The organism is Xanthomonas sp. LMC-A-07 (assembly GCF_030208825.1).
GTDB lineage: Bacteria > Pseudomonadota > Gammaproteobacteria > Xanthomonadales > Xanthomonadaceae > Xanthomonas > Xanthomonas campestris.
In genome coordinates this window covers 1-23,756 of record NZ_JARVTF010000006.1, presented here as the reverse complement: position 1 = coordinate 23,756, position 23,756 = coordinate 1, and the positions used below count along the sequence as shown (strand labels likewise).

Annotated in this window: 20 protein-coding genes; 10 read left to right on the top strand and 10 right to left on the bottom strand. The window is 65.9% G+C overall.

Annotation, left to right across the window (positions count from 1 at the left end):
- Positions 1 to 122 precede the first annotated feature (122 nt).
- The 3 genes from QRM89_RS06540 to QRM89_RS06530 all read right to left on the bottom strand — a co-directional run bounded on the left by QRM89_RS06540 (position 123) and on the right by QRM89_RS06530 (position 1,733).
- The gene (locus QRM89_RS06540) at positions 123 to 659 is read right to left on the bottom strand and encodes an RES family NAD+ phosphorylase (protein WP_011035504.1); all 537 of its coding nucleotides are present in this window, start codon (positions 657 to 659) and stop codon (positions 123 to 125) included.
- Entirely contained in the window at positions 656 to 1,030 is a 375-nt protein-coding gene (locus QRM89_RS06535; protein ID WP_014509401.1) for a hypothetical protein, read from the bottom strand. Before QRM89_RS06535 ends, QRM89_RS06540 begins: the two co-directional genes overlap by 4 nt.
- 85 nt (positions 1,031 to 1,115) lie before the next feature.
- Complete coding sequence (locus tag QRM89_RS06530; protein WP_012437051.1) at positions 1,116 to 1,733, bottom strand: TetR/AcrR family transcriptional regulator; 618 nt, start codon at positions 1,731 to 1,733, stop codon at positions 1,116 to 1,118.
- Positions 1,734 to 1,861: 128 nt separating this feature from the next.
- Here QRM89_RS06530 and QRM89_RS06525 point away from each other — a divergent pair, with 128 nt between their 5' ends.
- From QRM89_RS06525 to QRM89_RS06510, 4 genes are all read left to right on the top strand, one after another.
- On the top strand, positions 1,862 to 3,025 hold the full coding sequence (locus QRM89_RS06525; RefSeq protein WP_115529656.1) for an isovaleryl-CoA dehydrogenase: 1,164 nt from the start codon (positions 1,862 to 1,864) through the stop codon (positions 3,023 to 3,025).
- Between the two features lie 10 nt (positions 3,026 to 3,035).
- On the top strand, positions 3,036 to 4,646 hold the full coding sequence (locus QRM89_RS06520; RefSeq protein WP_285447574.1) for a carboxyl transferase domain-containing protein: 1,611 nt from the start codon (positions 3,036 to 3,038) through the stop codon (positions 4,644 to 4,646).
- A 256-nt stretch (positions 4,647 to 4,902) separates the two neighbouring features.
- A complete protein-coding gene (locus QRM89_RS06515) occupies positions 4,903 to 6,930 on the top strand; it encodes an acetyl/propionyl/methylcrotonyl-CoA carboxylase subunit alpha (RefSeq protein WP_285447635.1) in 2,028 nt (675 codons plus the stop codon).
- A 102-nt stretch (positions 6,931 to 7,032) separates the two neighbouring features.
- Positions 7,033 to 9,126 carry a S9 family peptidase gene (locus tag QRM89_RS06510; protein ID WP_285447573.1) on the top strand — a complete coding sequence of 698 codons (2,094 nt, stop codon included), beginning with the start codon at positions 7,033 to 7,035 and terminating at the stop codon, positions 9,124 to 9,126.
- A 204-nt stretch (positions 9,127 to 9,330) separates the two neighbouring features.
- On the opposite strand, the gene QRM89_RS06505 is transcribed toward QRM89_RS06510, so the two are convergent.
- On the bottom strand, positions 9,331 to 10,527 hold the full coding sequence (locus QRM89_RS06505; protein ID WP_119960602.1) for a putative peptide maturation dehydrogenase: 1,197 nt from the start codon (positions 10,525 to 10,527) through the stop codon (positions 9,331 to 9,333).
- 86 nt (positions 10,528 to 10,613) lie between these two features.
- Here QRM89_RS06505 and QRM89_RS06500 point away from each other — a divergent pair, with 86 nt between their 5' ends.
- Complete coding sequence (locus tag QRM89_RS06500) at positions 10,614 to 10,952, top strand: NHLP-related RiPP peptide (protein ID WP_161960243.1); 339 nt, start codon at positions 10,614 to 10,616, stop codon at positions 10,950 to 10,952.
- Here the strand turns inward: QRM89_RS06500 and QRM89_RS06495 are convergent.
- From QRM89_RS06495 to aceB, 4 genes are all read right to left on the bottom strand, one after another.
- Complete coding sequence (locus tag QRM89_RS06495) at positions 10,892 to 13,552, bottom strand: putative peptide modification system cyclase (RefSeq protein ID WP_285447572.1); 2,661 nt, start codon at positions 13,550 to 13,552, stop codon at positions 10,892 to 10,894. The two genes, QRM89_RS06500 and QRM89_RS06495, sit on opposite strands and share 61 nt — an antisense overlap.
- Before the next feature lie 3 nt (positions 13,553 to 13,555).
- Entirely contained in the window at positions 13,556 to 14,599 is a 1,044-nt protein-coding gene (locus QRM89_RS06490; protein WP_011035494.1) for a GGDEF domain-containing protein, read from the bottom strand.
- Between the two features lie 190 nt (positions 14,600 to 14,789).
- Positions 14,790 to 16,085 (bottom strand): isocitrate lyase, encoded by a 1,296-nt coding sequence (gene aceA / locus QRM89_RS06485; protein ID WP_103700496.1) that lies wholly within the window; start codon positions 16,083 to 16,085, stop codon positions 14,790 to 14,792.
- Positions 16,086 to 16,270: 185 nt separating this feature from the next.
- Entirely contained in the window at positions 16,271 to 17,893 is a 1,623-nt protein-coding gene (gene aceB, locus QRM89_RS06480) for a malate synthase A (protein WP_285447571.1), read from the bottom strand.
- A gap of 120 nt (positions 17,894 to 18,013) precedes the next feature.
- Here aceB and QRM89_RS06475 point away from each other — a divergent pair, with 120 nt between their 5' ends.
- The 3 genes from QRM89_RS06475 (at position 18,014) to QRM89_RS06465 (ending at position 20,161) form a co-directional block, all read left to right on the top strand.
- On the top strand, positions 18,014 to 18,970 hold the full coding sequence (locus QRM89_RS06475) for a LysR family transcriptional regulator (protein WP_012437041.1): 957 nt from the start codon (positions 18,014 to 18,016) through the stop codon (positions 18,968 to 18,970).
- A 48-nt stretch (positions 18,971 to 19,018) separates the two neighbouring features.
- Complete coding sequence (locus tag QRM89_RS06470; protein ID WP_285447570.1) at positions 19,019 to 19,744, top strand: helix-turn-helix domain-containing protein; 726 nt, start codon at positions 19,019 to 19,021, stop codon at positions 19,742 to 19,744.
- A gap of 75 nt (positions 19,745 to 19,819) precedes the next feature.
- Entirely contained in the window at positions 19,820 to 20,161 is a 342-nt protein-coding gene (locus QRM89_RS06465; protein ID WP_285447569.1) for a VOC family protein, read from the top strand.
- A 220-nt stretch (positions 20,162 to 20,381) separates the two neighbouring features.
- Here the strand turns inward: QRM89_RS06465 and QRM89_RS06460 are convergent, their stop codons facing one another.
- On the bottom strand, positions 20,382 to 21,014 hold the full coding sequence (locus QRM89_RS06460) for a TetR/AcrR family transcriptional regulator (protein WP_115572128.1): 633 nt from the start codon (positions 21,012 to 21,014) through the stop codon (positions 20,382 to 20,384).
- Between the two features lie 89 nt (positions 21,015 to 21,103).
- Here QRM89_RS06460 and QRM89_RS06455 point away from each other — a divergent pair, with 89 nt between their 5' ends.
- Complete coding sequence (locus QRM89_RS06455; RefSeq protein WP_285447568.1) at positions 21,104 to 22,156, top strand: MBL fold metallo-hydrolase; 1,053 nt, start codon at positions 21,104 to 21,106, stop codon at positions 22,154 to 22,156.
- Positions 22,157 to 22,533: 377 nt separating this feature from the next.
- On the opposite strand, the gene lepB is transcribed toward QRM89_RS06455, so the two are convergent.
- Positions 22,534 to 23,160 (bottom strand): signal peptidase I, encoded by a 627-nt coding sequence (lepB, locus tag QRM89_RS06450; protein WP_103700489.1) that lies wholly within the window; start codon positions 23,158 to 23,160, stop codon positions 22,534 to 22,536.
- Positions 23,161 to 23,527: 367 nt separating this feature from the next.
- On the opposite strand from lepB, the gene QRM89_RS06445 reads away from it, so the two are divergent.
- Positions 23,528 to 23,756, top strand: a 229-nt coding sequence (locus QRM89_RS06445; RefSeq protein WP_285447567.1) for a hypothetical protein, incomplete at its 3' end; no start/stop codon positions are given.

Sequence of the window (23,756 nt, the reverse complement as noted above, 5' to 3'; positions counted from 1 at the left end):
GGCGGTACGGCAATGCCGAATTGCCGGGAGGCTTGGTCGACCCACACCAGGCTCATGTCGCCGAAACAATTCAGGACCTGTGTCGCGCACGGTGTCGATCAGCAAGTGGGCCAAGCGCCGGATTATTCCGGGGGACGTTCCGCCGCCGGATCTGCCCAGCTGCGCCCATCACGCGGCAGCCGGCCATCGTCGAGCACGTGCAACACCTGCTCGGGCTGCAGCATGTCCAGGAACAGCGCCACGTTGACGCCACCAGGCTGCGCCATGCTGGGAAAGATCACCCCGGGAATCGCCGCCTCGCGCAGCAGGTCGCCAAGCACCCAGCTGACCGGTTCGACCTTATTGACCAGCGCCTTGCGCCAGTCATCGGTCCAGTCGGCCCACAGCGCATCCCAGCTCGCGTCGAGCAGCCGTACATCGGCTAATGCCGGCAAGTCGGCGCGATAGCTCACCAGGGTGAAGGGCGGCAGGAACGGCGCGGCCTGGGCGTACTCGGCAGCGGCGGTGTCCAGGTGCAGCGACAGATACAGCGCCGGCTGGCCAAAGCGGTTGAAGCGTCCACCCGAGCGCGCCGCGCCGGCGCCGCTCAGCGGCTCGGCCGCCCAGCGCGGGGTGAACGCGCGGTACAACGTGCACTGCGCCGGGGCGCTCAGCTTCAACCAGCCGCTCCGGCGGCCACGGTGCGCAGATAGGTCAGCGCATCGTCGGTGCGGCCCTGCTTGACCACCTCCAGCAAGGTGGCGAATTCGAACGCCGGGATCGGGGTGTTTTTCAAGTGGAACACCAGTTGGCGCTCATCGGGCTGGATCTGCGCCATTGCCACCAGCAGGCGCGAAAGATTGCGTAGCAAGTCCTGCACGCGCGGGCTTTCCGGGTGCACCCGCAGGCTGTTGCGGTGCACGCCAGCGAGTTCGGCCAGTTCCTGTTGGGAGAGATCCAGCAGGCCGGCCATCGCCGATGGCGAGAGGATGGTCCGGTCCGGCACGCGTAGGCGTTCGGTCAGGGCCAGGGGATTGAGGACAGCGACCATCGCGCGGCTCCGGCAAGGTGATTGCACAGTATATGCACAGCAAAACGCACTTGTGAAGCACAGCCGCGGCACAGTCAGTGCGCTGTCAGCCCGGCCCGCGCGCTCCCACCGCCCGCAGGCAGAAACCGCAGATGGCCTCGACCAGCTGCTCGCCCTGCTGCGGGTCGTGCCGGCTGGGCGCCACCGGGCCGACCAGCGCCTCGGTGAAGGCGCCGACGATGCAGGCCGCGGCGGCGTCCAGTGATTGCTCGGGAAACTCGCCGGCCGCCACGCCTTCGGCCAGCAGCTGGCGAAAGACCTCGCCGAACAGGCGCCGACCGCGGATGCGCTCGGCATCCACCTCGCCTTCCACCGGCTCGGCGATGAAGGCATACGCCAGCGCCGGGCCGGCCAGCGCGCGCCGCACGAAGGCGGCAATCGCCTTGCGCAGGCGCTCGGCCGCACTCACTGGCTCGGCGCTGATGGCGCGCAGGATGCCCATTTCATGCTGGACGGCGGCATTCAAAACTTCTACGAACAAGTCAGCTTTGGAAGGGAAATGCCGGTAAATCTGCCCGGTGGAGACCCCGGCAGCTGCGGCCACGGCGGTGACCGGCGCATTGCGGTAACCGCCCTCGGCAATCAGGGCACGGGCCGCGTGCAGGATGCGTTCGCGGTTGCCGGCCAGGCGTTCTTCCATCAGGGCGGAGCGTCGATAAGCCATGAGATGAGTTCGGGTTCAATAGTTGAATTTTAGTTCACTTCTTCAATCAGGGCCGTTACGCTGGTCACCACGCCGCGCGGCCCTGCCCGCTCCCACCGGCACGTCCCGATCCTTAGCGGAGCCGTTTCATGCATGTGCCGTCCTTGAATTTCGAGCTTGGCGAAGACATCGATCTGCTGCGCGAAAGCGTGGCCGCCTTCGCCAGCCACCATATCGCCCCGCTCGCCGCGGCGGCCGATCACGACAACGTCTTCCCCGCGCAGCTGTGGCGGCTGTTCGGTGAGCAGGGCCTACTGGGCCTGACCGTCGAAGAAGCATACGGCGGCAGCGGCATGGGCTACCTGGCGCACGTGGTGGCGATGGAAGAAATTTCGCGTGCTGGCGGTGCGATCGGGCTGTCCTACGGCGCGCACTCCAACCTGTGCCTCAACCAGCTGCGCAAGAACGCCACCCACGAACAGAAACAGCGCTACCTGCCCAAGCTGTGCACCGGTGAGCACGTCGGCGCACTGGCGATGAGCGAGGCCGGTTCGGGCTCGGACGTGGTGTCGATGAAGCTGCGCGCCGAAGCACGCGGCGACCGCTTTGTACTCAACGGCAACAAGATGTGGATCACCAATGGCCCCGATGCCGATGTGCTGGTGGTGTACGCCAAGACCGACCCCAGCGCCGGTGCGCGCGGCATCACCGCCTTCATCGTCGAAAAGGGCATGCCCGGGTTTTCCACCGCGCAAAAGCTCGACAAGCTCGGCATGCGCGGCTCCAACACCTGCGAGCTGGTGTTCACCGATTGCGAAGTGCCGGCCGAGAACGTGCTGGGCACGCTTAACGGCGGCGTACGTGTGTTGATGTCGGGGCTGGATTTCGAACGCGTGGTGCTGGCCGGTGGACCACTCGGGTTGATGGCCGCGGCCATGGACGTGGTGCTGCCGTACGTGCACGAGCGCAAGCAGTTCGGCGAGCCGATCGGCACCTTCCAGCTGATGCAGGCCAAGCTGGCCGACATGTACGTGGGGCTCAACGCGTGCCGTGCGTACGTCTATGCCGTGGCGCGCGCCTGCGATGCCGGCCGCACCACGCGCCAGGATGCGGCTGGCGCGATCCTGTATGCCGCCGAAAAGGCCACCTGGCTCACCGGCCAGGCGATCCAGGTGCTGGGCGGCAACGGCTACATCAACGAGTACCCCACCGGGCGATTGTGGCGCGATGCCAAGCTTTACGAGATTGGCGCCGGCACTTCGGAAATCCGGCGCATGCTGATCGGCCGCGAGTTGTTCGAACGCACTGCCTGACGGAGCCATCATGAGCCTGATCAACAGCCAGCTGCAGGTGGGCGGCGAGAGCTTCCAGCACAACGCGGCAGCGATGCGCGCGGTGGTCGAGGACTTGCGTGCCACGCTGGCGCGCACCGCGCTGGGTGGCAGCGAGGCAGCCCGTGCCAAGCACACCGCGCGCGGCAAATTGCTGGTGCGTGCGCGCATCGATGCATTGCTGGATCCGGGCAGTGCCCTGCTGGAAATTGCGCCGCTGGCTGCGCATGGCATGTACGACGATCAGGTGCCCTGCGCCGGCGTGGTGGCCGGCATTGGCCGCGTGTCCGGAGTGGAATGCGTGATCGTGGCCAACGATGCCACCGTCAAGGGCGGCACCTATTACCCGATGACGGTAAAGAAGCATTTGCGGGCACAGGAAATTGCGCAGCAAAACCGGTTGCCGTGCATCTATCTGGTCGACTCCGGCGGCGCGTTCCTGCCGCTGCAGGACGAGGTCTTCCCGGACCGCGATCACTTCGGCCGCATCTTCTACAACCAGGCCAATCTATCTGCGCAAGGCATCCCGCAGATCGCCTGCGTGATGGGCTCGTGCACTGCGGGCGGTGCGTACGTGCCGGCCATGAGCGATGAAACGGTGATCGTGCGCGAGCAAGGCACCATCTTCCTCGGCGGCCCGCCCCTGGTCAAAGCCGCCACTGGTGAAGAAGTCAGCGCTGAAGAATTGGGCGGTGCAGATGTGCACACACGCATTTCCGGGGTGGCCGATCATTTCGCCGACAACGATCTGCAGGCCCTGGCGCGGGTGCGCGCGATCATTGCGCAACTCAACTGGCGCAAGCCGGCGCCCTCCATGGCGGTGCAGGCACCGCTGCCGCCGCGGCATGCCGCCGACGAGCTGTATGGCGTGATTCCCGCCGATACACGCAAGCCCTACGACGTGCGCGAAGTGATCGCGCGCATCGTGGACGACTCGCGCCTGGACGAATTCAAGCCGCGCTACGGCAGCACCCTGGTGACCGGGTTTGCGCACCTGCATGGATACCCGGTTGGCATCATCGCCAACAATGGCATCCTGTTTTCCGAGTCCGCGCTCAAGGGTGCGCACTTCATCGAGCTGTGCACGCAGCGTGGCATTCCGCTGGTGTTCCTGCAGAACATCACCGGCTTCATGGTGGGCCGCAAATACGAGCACGGCGGCATCGCCAAGGATGGCGCCAAGCTGGTGATGGCCGTGGCCTGCGCCAAGGTGCCCAAGTTCACCGTGGTGATCGGCGGCTCGTTCGGCGCCGGCAATTACGGCATGTGCGGCCGCGCGTATTCGCCCAACTTTTTATGGATGTGGCCGAATGCGCGGATCGGCGTGATGGGCGGCGAACAGGCTGCCAGCGTGTTGGCAACCGTGCGGCGCGATGGCATCGAAGCCAAGGGCGGCGCGTGGTCGGGCGACGACGAAGAGGCCTTCAAGTCGCCGATCCGTGCGCAGTTCGAACAGCAAGGCCACCCGTATTACGCCAGCGCGCGCCTGTGGGATGACGGCATCATCGACCCGGCCGATACCCGCCGCGTGTTGGGCCTTGGGTTGTCGGCGGCCTTGAATGCGCCGATCGAAGCCACGCGCTTCGGCGTGTTCCGGATGTGATGCAGATGCGGCGCGCCGGCCTTGCCGAAACGACAGGTTGCGCGTGGATACACGCAGGTGTGTTTTCGGCTGCGGCGGCAGCGCTCCACGTGCGTGCGCACACAGCGTCGCGCCTGTGCAGTGCAGTGCAGTGCAACGATGCAGCTTTGGGGTGCGCCGTGATGGGCAGTGACCTGCCGCAGCGGTTGTTTTTTCTTCGTCCTTCCACCCGCCACCACGGCGGCGTGCAGAGAGCTTTGACATGACCCAGCACGACATGCCCCAGCACGCCTCCATCACTGGCACCTGCCAGCCGTATTTCGACAAAGTGCTGATCGCCAACCGCGGTGAAATCGCCTGCCGCGTCATCGCCACCTGCCGCCGCCTGGGCATCGCCACCGTGGCGGTGTATTCGGATGCCGACCGCGACGCGCGCCACGTGCGCCTGGCCGATGAAGCGATCCATATCGGTGCGTCACCGGCGCAGCAAAGCTACCTGCGCGGCGACGCCATCCTTGCCGCAGCACGCGCCAGCGGTGCGCAGGCGATCCATCCCGGCTACGGGTTTTTATCGGAAAACGCCGGGTTTGCCGACGCCTGCGCGCAGGCAGGGGTGGTGTTCATCGGCCCGCCCGCGCAGGCGATCCGCGCGATGGGCGACAAGAGCGCTGCCAAGGCGCTGATGCAGCGCGCCGGCGTGCCACTGACGCCGGGCTATCACGGCGACGAGCAAGCACCCGCGTTTCTGCGCGCACAGGCCGATGCGATCGGCTACCCGGTGCTGATCAAGGCCAGCGCCGGCGGCGGCGGCAAGGGCATGCGCCGCGTGGATGCCAGCGCAGCATTCGAAGACGCGTTGGCCAGCTGTCAGCGCGAAGCGCAATCGGCGTTCGGCAATGCGCATGTGCTGGTGGAAAAATACGTCGAGCGCCCGCGGCACATCGAGATCCAGGTGTTCGCCGATACGCATGGCGCGGTGGTTCATCTGTTCGAACGCGACTGCTCGGTGCAACGCCGCCATCAGAAAGTGCTGGAAGAAGCCCCCGCACCGGGCATGACCGAACAGCGCCGCGCGGCGATGGGCAAGGCGGCAGTGGATGCCGCACGTGCGGTGGGCTACGTGGGCGCCGGCACGGTGGAATTCATCGCCGGGCCGGACGGCGATTTTTATTTCATGGAAATGAACACCCGGCTGCAGGTGGAGCACCCGGTCACCGAGCTGATCACCGGCACCGATTTGGTGGACTGGCAGCTGCGCGTGGCCGCCGGCCTGCCGCTGCCCAAGCGCCAGGACGAATTGCGCATCCATGGCCATGCCCTGGAAGCGCGCCTGTACGCAGAAGATGCCGACCGCGGCTTCCTGCCTTCCACCGGCACCTTGCGGCAACTGCGCCTGCCGGCCGCGAGCGCGCATGTGCGCATCGATGCCGGTGTGGAACAGGGCGACACCATCAGCCCGTACTACGACCCGATGATCGCCAAGCTGATCGTCTGGGATCACGACCGCCCGGCCGCGCTGGCGCGCATGCGTGAGGCATTGGCGCACTGCCATGCGATCGGGGTGACCACCAACAGCGCGTTCCTGGCGCGGCTGGTCAGCACGCAGGCGTTTGCGACTGCCGACCTGGACACTGCCCTGATCGAACGCGAGCAGGCGGCGCTGTTTCCCGCGCCGCAGCCGCCGCCCATGGCATGGTGGTGCCTGGCCGCGGTGCTGCTGGCCGAAGCCGCACCGCACGCCGCCGCCGACCCGGCCGACCCGTTCTCGCCGTGGCAACTCGCGGATGGCTGGCGCATCGGCGCACATGCCGCGCGTACGCTGGTGCTGGAAGCCGCAGGCGAGCGCCGCACACTGGCGGTGCGGCCCACCGCCGATGGCTGGCAGGTGGACAGTGCCGATCAAACCCACACGCTGCGCTATCACGCACACGGCGAGCACCTGCGTGTGGACATGGATGGCCGCCAATGGCGCGCGCAGATACTGCGCGATGGTGCTGCCATCACCGTGCTCAGTGGCGCGCAGCGCGCGCATTTCCAACATCACGATGCCCTGGTCGAAGCCGAGCAACCGGCGCAGGCCGAAGGTGGCCTCACCGCACCCATGCCAGGCCGCGTGGTCGCGCTGGTTGCGCAGCTCGGCGAGCCGGTCCGCCGTGGCCAGGCCCTGGTGGTGCTGGAAGCCATGAAGATGGAGCACACCCTGCATGCACCTGCCGACGGCACCGTGCAGGCCTATCTGGTGGCCGAAGGCGACCTGGTCGCAGACGGTGTCGCGTTAGTGGAATTCGTGTCCGCGTCTGCGTAGTTGCATCCGCCAGCGTGACCAACGGCACGTCCCTTGGGGCGGCCGCTGCCTCTAGCGTGGCTGCTTCGGCTGGATTGGCCGAGGTTCCCTCCGGAGGCTTTCATGCAACGCCTGCTTCTCGCATCCAGCCTGCTCCTGGCGCTCAGCGCCTGCAGCGACAAATCCGCGCCCGCCAACACCGCTGACGCCGCCGCCCCCGCTGCGGCACCGGCAGCGACCGCGCCCGCCACAGCGCCCGAATTGATTCCCCGCGACGCCCTGTTCGGCAATCCCGAGCGCGCCAGCGTGCGCATCAGCCCCGATGGCAAATATCTCAGCTGGGTCGCGCCACTGGATGGCGTGCTCAACGTCTGGGTGGCGCCGGTCGACGCGCCGGACAAGGCGCGCGCCATCACCAAGGACACCGCACGCGGCATCCGCAGTTATTACTGGACCTATCACAGCGACACCTTGCTCTATTTGCGCGACACCGGCGGCGATGAGGACTTCCACCTCTATGCCGTCAACCTCAGCGATGGCAGCAGCAAGGACCTCACCCCGTTCAAGAAGACCAATGCCGAGGTGTACGGCATCAGCGACCAGCATCCGGACGCGATCATGGTTGGCATGAACGATCGTGATGCCAAATGGCACGACCTGTACAAGGTCGACCTGGCCTCGGGCACACGCACCCTGATGCAAAAGAACACCGACAGCCTGGACAGCTACCTGCTCGATGGCAATTACCAGCTGCGCTACGCCACCCGCGCCACCGATGACGCCGGCCGCGAGTTACTGGTGCCCGAGGGCAAGAGTTGGAAGAGCGTGGACCGCATCCCGTTCGAGGATGTCACCAACACCGCGCCGGCCGGCCTCACCGATGACGGCAAGACGCTCTACATGCTGGACTCGCGTAACCGCGATACCGCCGCGCTGTACGCGATCGACACCGCCAGCAATGCACGCACGCTGCTGTTCGAAGACCCGCGCGCCGATGCCGGCAGCACCTTGAACGACCCCAAGACCGGCGTGGTGCAGGCCGTGTCCACCGACTATCTGCGCGAAGAGTGGAAGACGCTGGACACCAGCATCGCCGCCGACCTGCAGAAGCTCAAATCACTCGGCCCAGGCGATGCCGGCATTGCCGCACGCACGCTCGATGACCGCACCTGGATCGTCGCCTATTCGGCCGCCGAAACCCCGCTGACCTACTACCGCTACGACCGTGCCAATGGCGGCAAGCTCACCAAGCTGTTCTCCGCACGCCCGGCGCTGGAGGGCAAACCGCTGGTGCCGATGTGGCCGCAGGAGATTGCGGCGCGCGACGGCCTGAAACTGGTCAGCTACCTGTCGCTACCGGCCGAGGCCGACAGCAACCATGATGGCAAGGCCGATAAAGCAGTGCCGTTGGTGCTGTTCGTGCACGGCGGCCCGTGGGCGCGCGACAGTTATGGCTATGGCGCGTACGAGCAATGGCTGGCCAACCGCGGCTACGCGGTGCTGTCGGTGAACTTCCGCGGCTCCACCGGCTTCGGCAAGGCGTTCACCAATGCCGGCAACGGCGAGTGGGCCGGCAAGATGCACGACGACCTGCTCGATGCCGTGCAATGGGCGGTCAAACAGGGCGTCACCACGCCGCAGGACGTCGCCATCATGGGCGGCAGCTACGGTGGATACGCAACGCTGGTGGGCATGACCTTCACCCCGGACGCGTTCAAGTGCGGCGTGGACATCGTGGGCCCGGCCAACCTCAACACCTTGCTCGGCACCGTGCCGCCCTATTGGGCCAGCTTCTACAAGCAACTGACCAAACGCATGGGCGACCCGGCCACCGCCGCCGGCAAGCAGTGGCTCACCGAACGCTCGCCGCTCAGCCACGTCGACAAGATCAGCAAACCGCTACTGATCGGCCAGGGCGCCAACGACCCGCGCGTCAAACAGGCCGAAAGCGACCAGATCGTCAACGCCATGAAGGCCAAGAACATCCCGGTGACCTACGTGCTGTTCCCCGACGAAGGCCACGGCTTCAAGCGGCCAGAGAACAGCAAGGCGTTCAGCGCAGTGACCGAAGGGTTCCTGAGCCAATGCCTGGGCGGCCGCGCACAACCCATCGGCGCAGACTTCGAAGGCTCCAGCATCACCGTGCCCGAGGGCGCAGACCGCATCACTGGCCTGGCCGATGCGTTGAAGACGCATACGCAGGCGATTCGGAAGTAGGCCTGCCGATGCGGTTCGTCGCCAGCGGACGCTGGCGACGAACCGCTCTACGTGGTTATTTTTGCAGCGCGAAAATTCAGGCCGTATCGCTGGGGCCAGCCAGTGTTGTATCTATTCTGGAACCGATGTCTGGCGCACGCGCTGCGTGTGGCGCTCCTCGCTCTCGCCTCTCGGATCGTTGGCGCGGACAGCTTGAACTTGGCCTTACACGTGGTTACCAGCCTGCGCTGGATTACCTGCTTGCGACCAGATTGCACCGCCAGGGTCCAGCTCCGTGTTGCGCATCTGCTCGGCACGCCAGCCAAATCCGCAGATGGCCAATGGCCCGTCCTGCAGCCCGTCGAGCCCGAGCACTTGTTCGATGTCGACCTCATTGATGGCAGAGGTGACAAACGCGCCCAACCCAAGATCGGTCGCACTGAGATAGACGGTCTGTGCGATATGCCCCACGTCCAGGATCATCGCGCGATAGGCCTTGGCGTGATTGCGATACTTCCAGAAACTACGCAAGAAGCGTGGCGCCAGGATCATCAGCACCGGCGCATCGGCAAACCAGTGCTGCCCGGACAGGGCATTGCGCGCAACAGCAGCAAGCGGCTGCGCAGGCGATGGCAACCGTTGAAGCGCGTGCTCCAGCGGGCGATAGTGGTACAGCCCACTGTCCACTCCCTGCACACGCTGCACCAGCAGATAGGTTTCCGTGGGATGCAGACTCCCCCCGGAGGGAACCGGCTTCTTTAGAAACGCCGTGTCATGCCCCACCTCGACGCGCGCACGCGCCATGACGCTGCGCTCCAACATCTGCCCCAACAATTCGGCAGAGAGCGAACGTTGCGGGTCGAAATTGCGGCAGGTCACGCGGCGGGCCAACAGCGCATCAAAAGGCCCTGGCGTGGCACGCGGCAACGGGATTCGCTGGCCAGCGTCGCCACGGTCCACCACCTCTGGCGGAGGTGCGCCGAGACGCTCCACCATGCCTTCGGCCGTTGTCATGCCTTGTGCTTCCATCGTTGCCACGCTGTCTTCGCCTCGCCAGCGTGCAAAGCGATGCCACAGCGCGGCCAGAGGCCACCAGCGCTGCTGCTGGACCTGTTCGTCGTTGCTGCGGTGCTGTGCGTGCTCTGGCTGATCACTGATCACCAGGCCTTGCTTGATCAACTGATCAAGCGACTCGGGCAAGGATGGCAGCTGATCCACAGCGCACCAGCGCACGCTGCTCAATGTACTCAGCCACTCGCGATCGGCCGCGGCGATTTCGACCTCTGCATCCAGATGCGGCGCCAACGCAAAGCAACGGATGCGCCGACGCAGACCATCGCCTCCTGCGAGTAGCTGCGACAGGTCAAACACCGCAGCGTCGCGAAGTTCAAAAAATAGCGTGGCACAGCGACGTAGTTGCATGGGACTCTCTCAAGGACGCATGAGCACGGTCGATATTGTGTCAGCTCACTGGCGTTGCACCCACCCTCACCCTTCAGAACAGACCAATGACCGACCCAGCCAACAACGTCCACGCCCCGTTAGACGCAGCCACCGCTGACAAGCTGCTTGAACTGCTTGCCAATGACGACACTTTCCGTGACTGCTTTCAATGCAATCCGGCGCAAGCGCTGGCCCAGATCGGAGCACGCGGCGCGAGCGCGAACGACAGCGCACCGGTCGCGGGCGAGCCCTACTTCTGCATGACCACCCAGCAGCTTGCATCGAAGGAAGACATCGCCCAGGCCCGTGCGGAACTGCAAAGCTACCTGACCGAAAAGACCAATCACACGGTCATCTTTGCCTTCGAATCGGAAAGTATCCGCTCCACCCTGCTGCGCAGGTAAGCAGGCAGACGCGTGACGGGCCAGGCGCGAACAAACGCCTGCGCCTGTTCGCGCGCGGCCTGGTTGCGGCCAAGCGCGTACAACGACTCGGCAACCCACAACTGGGCAAGACGCGCATCCGCAACGTTGAGCGGCTGCAATGTCTGCGATGCGTTGGCTTCGATGTAAGCGCGCCCGCGGTGTTGCGTGAGCCAACGCGCCTGCTCCAACGCCTCGGTATGCCGCCCCGCATCGCTCAAAAGCTTGTAGAGCGCAACGCGGGACTGAAACAGGTCGTCCTCGCGCGGCCGCAACTGTGCGATTGCCCCGTTGGTGTCGCCCGCAAGCGCGAGGTGCTGCGCCTCGACGATGGTGCGCAGCTCGGCAAGCATTGGTGTCTCGTGTGCGAGTGCCGGTTCGATCGTTGCAAGCGCATGCGCGGTCAGGCCATCGTCGCCATGGCGCTGCGCCTGACTGGCAACGATCAGCACCATGGCTGCACTGTCCTGCAGGTTGGCCGCTGCCCAGTCCTCATTGACGACCGCAGTGGCCAGGCGATCGAGTGTTGGCCTCAACAGCGTCGCTGTTGCGCTGGAAGGTGTGGTCAACGCCTCGGTGGTCGCTGCGATGACCGAGAATTGGCGATGGTTGAAGTCATCGTGTTGTTGACTGTGCTGCAAGCCGCGCGTGATCGCCTTACGTGCCGCGTCCCAATCCGCCTGATCGATCGCCATGCTGGTGCGGTCGATCAACGGGACCACATCATCGTTGCTGTAGCCATTGCCCACGATCTGGTCGAGCACGCGCTGCGCGTCTGGGTAGCGTTCCAGCACCGCCAACGCGTTGGCTTGCCGCCGCAGCGGACCAGCGCGATCGGCGTCACCGGAGGTGGCAAAGCGCTGCAGCGCCGCCTCCGGCTTGCCCTGGGCCAGCAGAATTCGGCCTACGCGGTCGGCGGCAATCGAGCGCAACGGATCCTGCGGTACATCGGCAGCCTGCGCGTACGGCAGCGCTTCGGCAAAACGGTTGGCCTCGAAGAGATGCCACGATGCATTCGCAGTCCCGGCGAAGTTGTCCGGATACAGTGACGCCAGGGTTCTCCACAACGACAGCGCCTTGTCCGGCGCACGCAACTCTGCCGCCCAGGCGTCCAGATACAGCTGATCACGTTGCGGCAGGCGCTGTCGAAAGCGAATGGCCTTGTCGAGGTAGGGAAGCGCTCCCGTGCGGTCTGATACCGCCACCTTGATCCGGGCGGCGCCGAGATACGCCAAAGCAAATTCCGGATCGACGGCGACCGCGCGATTGAACAGCTCCAGACCTTCGCGCCATTGGCCTTTGACCGTGGCATCCACACCCAATGCATAGGCGCGCAGCGCATCAAGACTTGCCGTGGTAACCGCCGGTAGCGGGACGGAGGTCTTGTCGATCGAGGCTACTACTTCGCCCAGGCCCTGACGCAATTTCCGCGTGAGCTGATCAACCGAAGAGAGCGCAGACGGCAGCCCATTTCCCTGCACGAACTCCGAGTACACCGTGGTCTGCGTGCGCGGGTCCACCAGCTCCACACTCAGGCGCAGCTTGCCGCCGATCTCGGCAACGGTGGGCAGGATGACGGCGCTGGCGCCATCACGTATCGCAATCTCCGAGGCAATGGCGCGATCGACAACTACACGGTCCGGGTCGCGCTTCATGCGCGTCACCGTGTCACGCATTTTCATGTCGCTCAGCACATTGACGTAGCGCGACTGCTCCAGACTGATCCGCAGTGCCTGCTCCAACGAGTTGTCGAGCACCGTGTTGCCAGTCAGGTTCCGCAGATCCCCCACCACCACCCAGTCACGTTCGGCGAACGCAATTGCGGGCTCGGCGCGGGTGAAGAACCAGATCGCAACACACACCGTGGTCACCAATAGCGCCTCGGCAAGCAACGCCGCCGGCCGCCGCCACAACGGAATATCCCGCCATGCCTTGGCAGAACTCTTTGGCGCGCGCAGCGGCGTGAGGCCGACTTCGCCGACTTCGTAGATCTCCATCGGCGTGGGCATGCCCTTGAAGCGCCAGCGGCCGTGGGATTTCCACAGCAGGCGCTCGCTGGGCGTGCCGAGTTCGCGGGCGGCGCGGTGGGTGAGTGATTCGGCCACCGCCGAGAGCAGGATTTGCCCGGGCCGGGCCATCGACATCAGGCGGGCTGCGGTGGGCTTGGCCAGGCCTTCTACTTCCAGCGGTTTGGCGCCAATGCTCACCGCTTCATCGCTATTGCGCCAGGTGAGCACTTCGCCCACGTGCAGGCCCTGGCGCGCACGCACGACCAGGTCGCGCGTCTCGCCCAGTAGCTTGAGGCCGCGCGCGTAATCCAGTGCAAAGCCCAGGCCGTCGATCGGGCGATCGAACAACAGCAGCAGGCCATCGGAGCGGTCGATCAAGCGTCCGCGCCAGTGCTGCTGCAGCTTGACCACCAGATGGTCGTGCTCGCGGAACAGTGCGGCGGCGGCGTTGTCGCCGATGCGTTCGACCAGCGCGGTGGAATCGCACAGGTCGGTCAACAACAGGGTGCGTAGACGCGGTGCCTGGATCGCTTCCGACGACGCCTCCTTGCGTGCGTGGCTGCGGGTGGTCATCGCTTAGCTGTTGTCCAACGGCAAGGCTTCATAGACGCACAGGCTGTTGCCGCCCTGGCGCTTGGCCTGGTACAGCGCAGTGTCCGCGCGCGTATACCAGTCGTTGTAGGAGGTGCTGGCGTCGATGCTGCAGACGCCCACGCTCACCGAGCAACTGTGGCAGCCATCCGGGCTGCTGGCCTGGCGCGCCTGCACTGCGTTGACGATGCATTCGCCCATGTGTTGCACCAGCTCGATCGAGCCTTGCGCCACCAGCACGCAGAATTCGTCACCGCCCAGGCGGCAGACCAGGTCGCCTTCGGCGATCACCGAGCGCAGCGCGTGGGCAACGTTCTGCAGCACGCGGTCGCCGGCCAGGTGGCCGTACTCGTCATTGATGTGTTTGAAGCGGTCGCAGTCGATCAGGATCAGGCCCACGCCCGGCGCGCCGCCACCGCGGCGACATTCCTGCAAATGCAGCGCGAGGCCGCGGCGGTTGTGCAGGCCGGTGAGCTCGTCGGTGCGGCTGAGTTCTTCAGTGTGGTTGAGCTGATGCGAGGTGACGTAGAGATTGTCCAGCGCCGCTTCCAGGTCGTGGTTGCGGCGGCGCAGCTGGCGGATCAGCAATTGCTCGTTATTGACCACGCGCACGATGGAGCGGCGCAGGAAGTGCGCCACCATCGACGGGTCGTGATCGACCAGGCGCTGGAAATCGTCATGTGCCAGTTCGATCAGGCGGCTGTCGACCGAAGCGCTGGCGCCGGCACTGCGGGCGTGGTCGCCGATCAGCAGGCCGAGCTCGCCAAAGAACTCGCCCGGGCCCAGATGCTTGAGCATCAGGTCTTCGCCGAAATCCAGGTCGATCTGGCCGGTGACCACGATGAACATCTGCGTGCCCACCGCGCCGCGTTCGAACAAGGCCTGGCCTGCAGCGATCTCGCGCATACGGCCGAAACGCGCGAAAAACGCGAGTTCTTCAGCGGTCATCAAGGCATGCAGCCCGTCGGACAGCGTTTTGGCAACGCTTCCAGTCGGTTCGACGGCGCCGTTGGAGGTATGGCAGGTCATCCAGATCCCTTAGGCCGACCTGCAGCGCCGGCCCGTCACCGAATCGTACATGAGGGTTTTGTTCAGCACCAGATCACACTTGTTCTCACAGACAAAGAGACGAAATGACGGGTTTTCAGCGCAAAAAAAGGGTCCGGTTTCCCGGACCCTTCCCCCTCCCGGGGTCGGCACGCTGGCGGCCCGCTGCAGGCTAAGCCGCCTTCTCGCCGTGAAACTGTGCTTCTTCGGTGGAGCCACGCAACGCGGTGGTCGAGGACTGCCCCTGCTGGATCGCCTGCGTCACTGCATCGAAGTAGCCGGTGCCCACTTCGCGCTGGTGCTTGACCGCAGTGAAGCCACGCTCTGCCGCCGCGAACTCGGCTTGCTGCAGCTCGACAAAGGCACTCATCTGGCTGCGCGCATAGCCATGGGCGAGGTGGAACATACCGTAATTCAGCGCGTGGAAGCCGGCCAGGGTGATGAACTGGAACTTGTAACCATAGCTGGCCAGTTCGGTCTGGAACCTGGCGATGGTGGCGTCGTCCAGGTTCTTCTTCCAGTTGAAGCTGGGCGAGCAGTTGTAGGCCAGCAGCTTGCCGGGGAACTTGGCATGGATGGCTTGCGCAAAGGCGCGGGCAAATTCCAGGTCAGGCTTGCCGGTTTCGCACCAGATCACATCCGCGTACGGCGCATAGGCCAGGCCGCGGCTGATGGCCTGGTCCAGGCCGTTGCGGGTCTTGAAGAAGCCTTCCACAGTGCGCTCGCCGGTGGTGAAACCGCGGTCGTTGTCGTCCACGTCGCTGGTGATCAGATCGGCGGCTTCGGCGTCGGTGCGTGCGATCAAGACGGTGGGCACGCCCAGCACATCGGCGGCCAGCCGCGCGGCATTCAATTTCTCGATCGCCTCGCGGGTGGGCACCAACACCTTGCCACCCATGTGTCCGCATTTTTTCACCGAGGCCAACTGGTCCTCGAAATGCACGCCGGCCGCGCCAGCTTCGATCATCGCCTTCATCAGTTCGAAGGCATTGAGCACGCCACCGAAACCGGCTTCGGCATCGGCCACGATCGGCTGCAGGAAGTCGATCGCATCATCGCCTTCGGCATGGTGCAACTGATCGGCGCGCAGCAAGGTGTTGTTGATGCGCTTGACTACCGCCGGCACCGAATCGGCCGGGTACAGCGATTGGTCCGGATACATCTGCCCGGCCAGATTGGCGTCGGCCGCCACCTGCCAACCGGAGAGATAGATCGCCTTCAAGCCGGCCTTGACCTGCTGCATCGCCTGGTTGCCGGTGAGCGCGCCCAAGGCGTTGACGAAGGGCGTGGCATGCAGCGATGTCCAGAGTTTGTCCGCGCCCAGCCGTGCCAGCGAATGCTCGACGTGCACGGTGCCGCGCAGGCGCACCACATCGGTGGCGCTGTAATTGCGGGTGATGCCGGCCCAGCGCGGGTGGGTGGCCCAGTCATGCTGAATCTGTTCGGCGGTCTGCAGCGGTGTGCTCATCGTGCGTCTCCTCGGGCAGGGATGGGGCAAATGCAGCGGTGTTGGGCGGTGTGATGGGGTGCGGTGCTGCGTGATTGCAGGCAAGGCGTTGCCGTTGCGCGCAGCACGCAGCTGCAACGCGGGTGTTCTCGGGTGCATCGGTGTGCGCGCATGCGCCTGCCGTAGCTGGCGCATGCGCGCGGCGGTCAGTCGATCAGGCGATACGCTGGAACCGTGAGGAAGTCGGCCAGTTCCTCGGCGCGGCTCAGTTGGTCGAGCAAGCCGATGGCCTCGGCGATACGTGCGCCGCCCGGCATGCCAGCAGTGGCGCCCAGGCGCGCCGGCAACTGCCGCAGAGTGGTGTCGAGCAGGTGCTGGTCGATGGCGGTGCCGTCATCGAGATGGCGGCCGTGATGCAGCCACTGCCACAGCTGCGCGCGGCTGATTTCCGCAGTGGCCGCATCTTCCATCAGGTTATGGATGGGCACGCAGCCATTGCCGTCCAGCCATGCGGCCAGGTAACGCACGCAGACCTCGACATTGCCCTCGAAACCGGCGCGGGTGATGCCGCCGGGCGGTGTGGCAATCAACATGTCGGAGGTGACCTGCACATCGTTACGCAGCACATGGTGTTGATGCGCGGTGGGCATGTGCTCGTCGAACACTGCCATCGCCACCGGAATCAGTGCCGGGTGCGCCACCCAGGTGCCGTCATGGCCGGCACTGACCTCGCGCAGCTTGTCGGCACGCACGCGCGCCATGGCCTGTTCGTTGGCGGCCTCGTCGTGGTTGATTGGAATCTGCGCGGCCATGCCGCCCATTGCATGCGCGCCGCGACGATGGCAGGTCTTGATCAGCAGTTCCGAATACGCCTTGAGAAACGGCTGGGTCATGGTGACCTGGCCACGCTCGGGCAGCACGCGGTCCGGATGTGCGCGAAAGGTTTTCAGGTACGAAAAGATGTAGTCCCAACGGCCGCAATTGAGCCCGACGATGCGTGCGCGCAAGGCGTGCAGGATCTCGTCCATCTCGAACACCGCCGGCAGCGTTTCGATCAGCACGGTGACCTTGATCTGCCCGTGCGGTAGGCCGAGCATCGCTTCGATATGCGCCAGCGCGGTCTCCCACAGCGCGGCTTCTTCCATGCTCTGCAACTTGGGCAGATACAGGTATGGGCCGCGGTCCTTGGCCATCAGCGTGCGTGCGTTGTGGAAGGCGAACAGCGCCGCATCGAACAAGCCGCCGGCCATCGGCTGACCATCGATCAACACGTGCTTTTCGTCCAGGTGCCAGCCACGCGGGCGCACGATCAGCACCGCACGTTCGTGTTCCGGACGCAGCGCGTAGTGCTTGCCGTTGGGCGCGTCGAATGTGAGCTCGCCGCGCACCGCCGCCGCCAACGTGCGCTGCCCGGTCAGCAGGTTGCGCCAGGTGGGCGCGGTGGAATCTTCGAAGTCGGCCATGAACACCTTGGCGCCGGAGTTCAGCGCGTTGATGACCATCTTCGGATCGGTGGGGCCGGTGATCTCGACCCGGCGGTCCTGCAGGGCGGCCGGCAGTTCGGCCACGCGCCAGTCGCCGGCGCGGATGGCGCGGGTGTCAGTGCGGAAGTCGGGCAACTGGCCGGCGTCGAACGCGGCCTGGCGGCTGCGACGCTGCGCCAGCCGCTGCTGGCGGCCGGGCTCGATCGCCCGGTGCAGCGACACCAGCAGGGCCAGCGCGGCAGCGGGGAGCAGCTCGGCCTGACCCGCCAGCTGGGTGGTCAGCGACACGCCGGGTGTGGCACGGTCAGCGGCGGCGGGACGGGCGGAAGCGGCGGTGGCAGACATTGGGGGAATCCTGGTGTGATCCGGAGCTCCAACCTGCGCCTCGGCAATCTATTTGACAAAGCAGTTTTATCAATGCTGTAAATAAGCCTAACTTATAGTTAGTCGCTGAGCCCTAAAGCCATGGCGCCAACCCCGCGGTTTTCCTACAAATCCGACCGCCTCAAGCCGCTGCGGGCGTTCTGCCAGACCGTGCGACTGGGCTCTGTCTCACGCGCCGCTGAGGCGCTATATGTGAGCCAGCCGGCGGTGACCCTGCAATTGCAGGCGCTGGAGCGTGACCTGGGGGTGGCGCTGTTCGAACGCTCCGGCCGGCGGTTGGCGCCCAGCCGCGAGGGCCAGCTGCTGTACGACATGGCGCTGCCGCTGGTGGAAAGCCTGGACGGCCTGGAGGCCGCCTTCCGCGAGAAGGTGCGCGGGCTGGACGCCGGCGAACTCAACATCGCCGCCAACAGCTCCACCATCCTGTATCTGCTGCCGCGCATCGTGGAGAACTTCCGCGCGCGCCATCCGGACGTGCGCCTGACCCTGCACAACGCCATCAGCGCCGACGGCACTGACCTGCTGCGCGAAGACGCAGTGGATCTGGCGATCGGTTCGATGCTGGACGTGCCGGCCGACCTCCACTACGCGCCGGTCTACCGCTTCGAGCAGTTGCTGATCACCCCGCCCGACCACCCGCTGGCCAGACAGCGCACGGTCTCGCTGCAGGACCTGTCGCCGTATCCGTTGATCCTGCCACCGCGCCGGCAGGTGACCTATCGCCTGGTCGATCTGGTCTTTCAGCAGGCGCGCGTGCCCTACACGGTGGCGCTGGAAGTCGGCGGCTGGGAGGTGATCAAGCAATACGTGGCGATGGGGATGGGCATTTCGATCGTCACCGCGATCTGCCTGACTGATGCCGACCGCGACAAACTCGCCGCCCGCTCGCTCAAGGACTATTTCCCCACGCGCAGCTACGGCGTTGTGGTGCGTAAGGGCAAATACCTCTCGCCGCAGGCACGCGCTTTTATCGAGCTGATCCAGCCGGACCTGTTCACCCCGCGCGGCTACGACGAGAGTGGTCACTCCGAGCGCTGAACGCGCGCTACGCTGAGCGCTCTACGTCCACGCGCCCTGCCCGCCACGATGACCGACCTTGCGAGCCGTTATGCCGAACGCGCCGCACCCGCTGCGTTGCGCGGGCAACTGCTGTGCAGCTGGCGATTTCGCCAGGGTGCGGTGGCGGACGCGCCGGTGCGGGTGCTGCCCGACGGGCATGTCGACCTGATCTGGGATGGTGCGCAGCTGTTCGTCGCCGGGCCGGATCGCGCAGCCAACCTGGCCTGCGTGCCGGCCGGACGCGTGCTCAGCGGTGTGCGCCTGGCGCCCGGGGCGGCCACGGCGGTGCTGGGCACCGCATTGCACACGCTCACCGACCAGCGCGTGGCATTGGATGCGTTGTGGGGCACCGCCGGGCTGGCCTGGCAGCACCGGCTCGAAGACGGCGCCGACCCCGTGCTGACGCTGCAGGCACTGTGTCAGCAGCACGCTGGCCGCAGCGACCCGACCATGGCCTGGCTGTTCGCACAGCTGGCGGCCGGCATGCCGATGCAGATGGCCGCGCTCACCGCCACGCTGGGCATCAGCGAGCGTGGGCTGCGGCGGCGCTGCCAGACCGCCTTCGGCTACGGCGCCAAGACCCTGGAGCGGATCCTGCGGCTGCAGCGCTTTCTGGCCATTGCACACCGGCACCGCACCCTGACCGACGCCGCGCTGGCCGCAGGTTACGGCGATGCGCCGCACCTGGTACGCGATGCCCGCCAGCTGGCCGGGCTGGCGCCGCGCGAGCTGGTGCAGCAACACGCGCGGTGAGTTGGCCGTTTTCGCCAAGCCACGGGGCCGTGCGGCCGGCATGCTGGGTCCCCCTCGCCTTCGCAAGGACCCGCCGTGGACACCCAGCACCGTATCGACTATCTCGAATTCGCCGTCACCTCGATCGCCGCCGCCAAGGCCTTTTACGGCCAGGCCTTCGCGTGGACCTTCCAGGACTATGGCCCCGACTACTGCGAGTTCCGCGATGGCCGGCTCAGCGGCGGATTCTTCCACGGCACGCCGCAGCCCGGCGGTGCCCTGGTGGTGCTGGACTCCGATGACCTGGCACAGAGCCAGGCGCGCATCGAAGCCGCCGGCGGGCGGATCACCCGGCCGGTGTTCGCCTTTCCCGGCGGGCGGCGCTTCCACTTCACCGATCCGCATGGTTATGCGCTGGCGGTGTGGTCGAAGGACTAGCGGCGACTGCGGGGCCGCTCGGCCTGCAGGCCGCTTCGCTGGAAGCGCGTGACCCGCAGGTCGTGGGCGGCACAGCTGGGCGTCTCCAGGAGTTGCTGCGCCAACGCGACGGCGGCAGCACGGCTTGCCTATGTAAGTGCCGACTTGCGCAGGTCATCTGTAGCGGCTTGCGCGCGTGCCCACCATCCGAGAGCCAACGCCCGGCACGCGCAATGCGCACTCACTGACGCGCGTACACGCCCAGGAACATGTCCACCGCCGACGCCGCGACCTGCGCCTGCTCTTCCGGCGACAGCGCCGGCTGGCCCAGGGCCAGCTGTGGCCAGAACGCAAAGCCCTTCACCAGGGCCTGCAATTGCTGCGCGGCGAAGGCCGGGTCCACTGCCACCAGGCGGCCGTCGGCCAGCGCGGCGCGTACCCAGGTGGTGGTGCCTTCCTCCTTGCTGCCCAGCTGCGCGAGCAGTTCGCGTGCCCGCGCCGGCGAGTGGATGCCCTCGGCAATCGCCACGCGGGATAGATCGATGAAGGCCGGGTCTTCCAGCAGCCGCAGCTTCTGCTGCAGCAACTCCAGCAGCTGCGGCCGCAATGGCTGGCCGGGCTGATACGCCAGGCTCACCGCCTCGGCACTGCGCTGCCACAACCCGCGCAGAATCTCGCCGAACAGCGTGTCCTTGCTGGGGAAATGGTTGTAAACCGTGCGCTTGGAGACGCCAGCGGTGGCCGCAATGCGGTCCATGCTGGTCGCCTCGAAGCCCTGCTGGCGGAACTCGGCGATCGCCGCTTCCAGGATCGCGTGACGCTTACGGTCGGTCAGCCGCTGCGGCGCGGCGGGAGTAGACGAGTGAATGGACATGCGCCGATTTTACACCGGGCAGTTTACTTTAACGCCACAGAAACTACACTGTGCAGTGTAATCACTTCCCCCGCCGACGGACTTCGCCCGTGCCCCCCCCTTCTTCCGCTTATGCCGCTTCGCCGCAGTTCCGCAATGGCCGGTTTCGCAACGCCCAGCCCACGCTGACCACCTCGCTGCGCCTGGGCGAGCAGCTGCGGTTGCTGTGGACGTTCTTCTTCGACAAGCCACGTGACACGGTACCGTCCACGCCGCCGCCGGTGTTGCCGCTGACTCGCGCGCAGCTGCTCGCCGCGCCGGACCGCAGCCTGTACCGGCTTGGCCACTCCACCGTGTTGCTGAAGCTGGCCGGCGGTTTCTGGCTGACCGACCCGGTGTTTGCCAAGCGCGCCTCGCCGTTTTCCTTCGCCGGCCCCAAACGCTTCCATGCCCCGCCGATTGCGCTGGCCGACCTGCCGCCGCTGGCCGGGGTGATCCTGTCGCACAACCACTACGACCACCTGGACCGCGCCACCATCCGCGCACTGGCCGACCGCGTTGGCGTGTTCGTCGCGCCGCTGGGCGTGGGCGATTTACTGGTGCGCTGGGGCGTGGACCCGGCCAAGGTGCGCCAGCTGGACTGGTGGGACTCGCTCAACGTGGACGGTGTGCAGCTCACCGCCACGCCATCGCAGCACTTTTCCGGGCGCGGGTTGTTCGATAGCGGCCGTTCGCTGTGGTGCTCGTGGGTGATCCAGCACGAGGAACTGCGGGTGTTCTTCAGTGGCGACGGTGGGTACGCGCCGCACTTCAAGACCATCGGTGAGCAGCTCGGCCCGTTCGATGTGGCGCTGATCGAAAACGGCGCTTACGACCAGCAATGGCCGCACGTGCACATGTATCCGGAACAGAGCCTGCAGGCGTTTCTGGATCTCGGCGCGCGCACCTTGTTGCCGATCCACAACGGCACCTTCGATCTGGCCATGCACAGCTGGCACGACCCGCTCGACCGCATCGTCGCGCTGGCCGAGACCGCCGGCGTGCCGGTGGCAACGCCGTGCATGGGCGAGCGCGTGGACCTGACGGCACCGGCCAACACGGCACGCTGGTGGCGGCGCAGCGTGCGGGCCGACGCAGCCGATGGGATGGTGCCAGCGCTGTGAGCTGATGTGCTGACGCTGCTGCGCGCTTTGCTTCGTGCTGAGGCGCGCTTGTTCGAACAGCCCGGTGATCTGCGGTAACGCGCAATCACCGATGCGCGCCACATCGGCGCCACTAGCGACATTGCGCGCTACACGGGTGTCGCTATACCGCATTGCTGCCTACGCGTTGGCTGCGGGCACTGAATCAACGCAACGCCGTGGAGTGCTCGTTGCGCCCAGCACGTTGACCGCGATGCCGGAAGACAGATCCAGATACTCGCGGCCCTGGTGTCTCACACGCGATTGCCCCGCCCCCGCTCCAGCACCACCTGGCGCGGGCGGTACACCAGCGGGTTGACCGCTACAGCGCGGTGTTCGGACACACCGCATTGCGCGGGTTACAGCGAGCGCCACTCCAGGCCTTCACCACGGCGGTAGTACACCGCCACCGCCTTGCCATACACCTCCTGCGCCGGGACCAGGCCGAAGAAGCGCCCATCCAGGCTGTCGCCACGGTGATCGCCCAGCATCAACAACCGCCCTGCCGGCACGGTGAGCCCCGCAATCTCCGGGCCGCCGCCCCGGTCCAGATTCAACTGCGCCAGCTGCCCACCGATCTGTTCCACGTCCCCGTCGCCCAGCGCCAGCGGCTGCCCGTTGATCTGCAGGTGCCCGTCGTGCAGCACCACATGGTCACCACCCACCGCAACCACGCGCTTGATCAACCGCGTGCCATCGCGTGGCGAATCGAACACCACCACATCACCCCGCTGCGGCTGCGCACCGGCCAGCACGATCGCGTTGCTCAGCGGCAACCGCCAGCCATAGGCGCGCATATCCACCGCCACGCGATCGCCCGGCTGCAGGGTGGGCTGCATCGACCCGCTCGGCACCTGGTAGTGGTTGGCAAACGACGAACGTGCAGCGGTGAGCAACACCAGCATCACGCACAGCGGCAGCAGCTCCTTGCGTGACCAGTGTGCAAGACGACGTACGCGGGATGCGGCGGGAGTGGGGTGATGCATTGGGTCACCTGTGGCGGCGTGGGATGCGGACGATTGCGCAGGACGATGCGCCGAGGTCGGTGGCTGTTGGAAGTGACGAAAGGCAGGGGTGCCTGGATCCTTGCGGGTTGCTTCGCATCGATGATGGTTGTGCCCGGGCGCTTGGTTGCTAAATCAAAGGTGTTCATCCGCTGGCGCGCTGACGGGTTGATCGAGCGACACGCTGCTGATGCGGTTGCGGTTGCGGTTGCGGTTGCGGTTGCCCTATGTTGCTGCGCGGTGCCTACGGCGCCGTGCGCTTGGAGAATTAGGCGCACCAAAAGTTTTATCTGGTGTGGCGCAGCTTGGTCGCGCTGTTCCACCAGATCATTACGCTGTTGCGGCATGTGTGAGCAAGATGCTGCTGGCAGTGAAGATCCAGGCTAGGTTGGTCCACGGACCAAGCAGCTATTGCTTTGCTTTGCTGTCGCCGCTGCTCTTGTCGTTGCTCGTGCTCCGCGCTCTTGGGGCCCCATACCGCAGCGGCAGGCCATTCGGGGCAAACCCCGCAGGGGCGGCGCGCATGGATGCGCGACGTTTTTCAAAGGGACAGGGACGTCCCTTTGAAAAATTCCCGG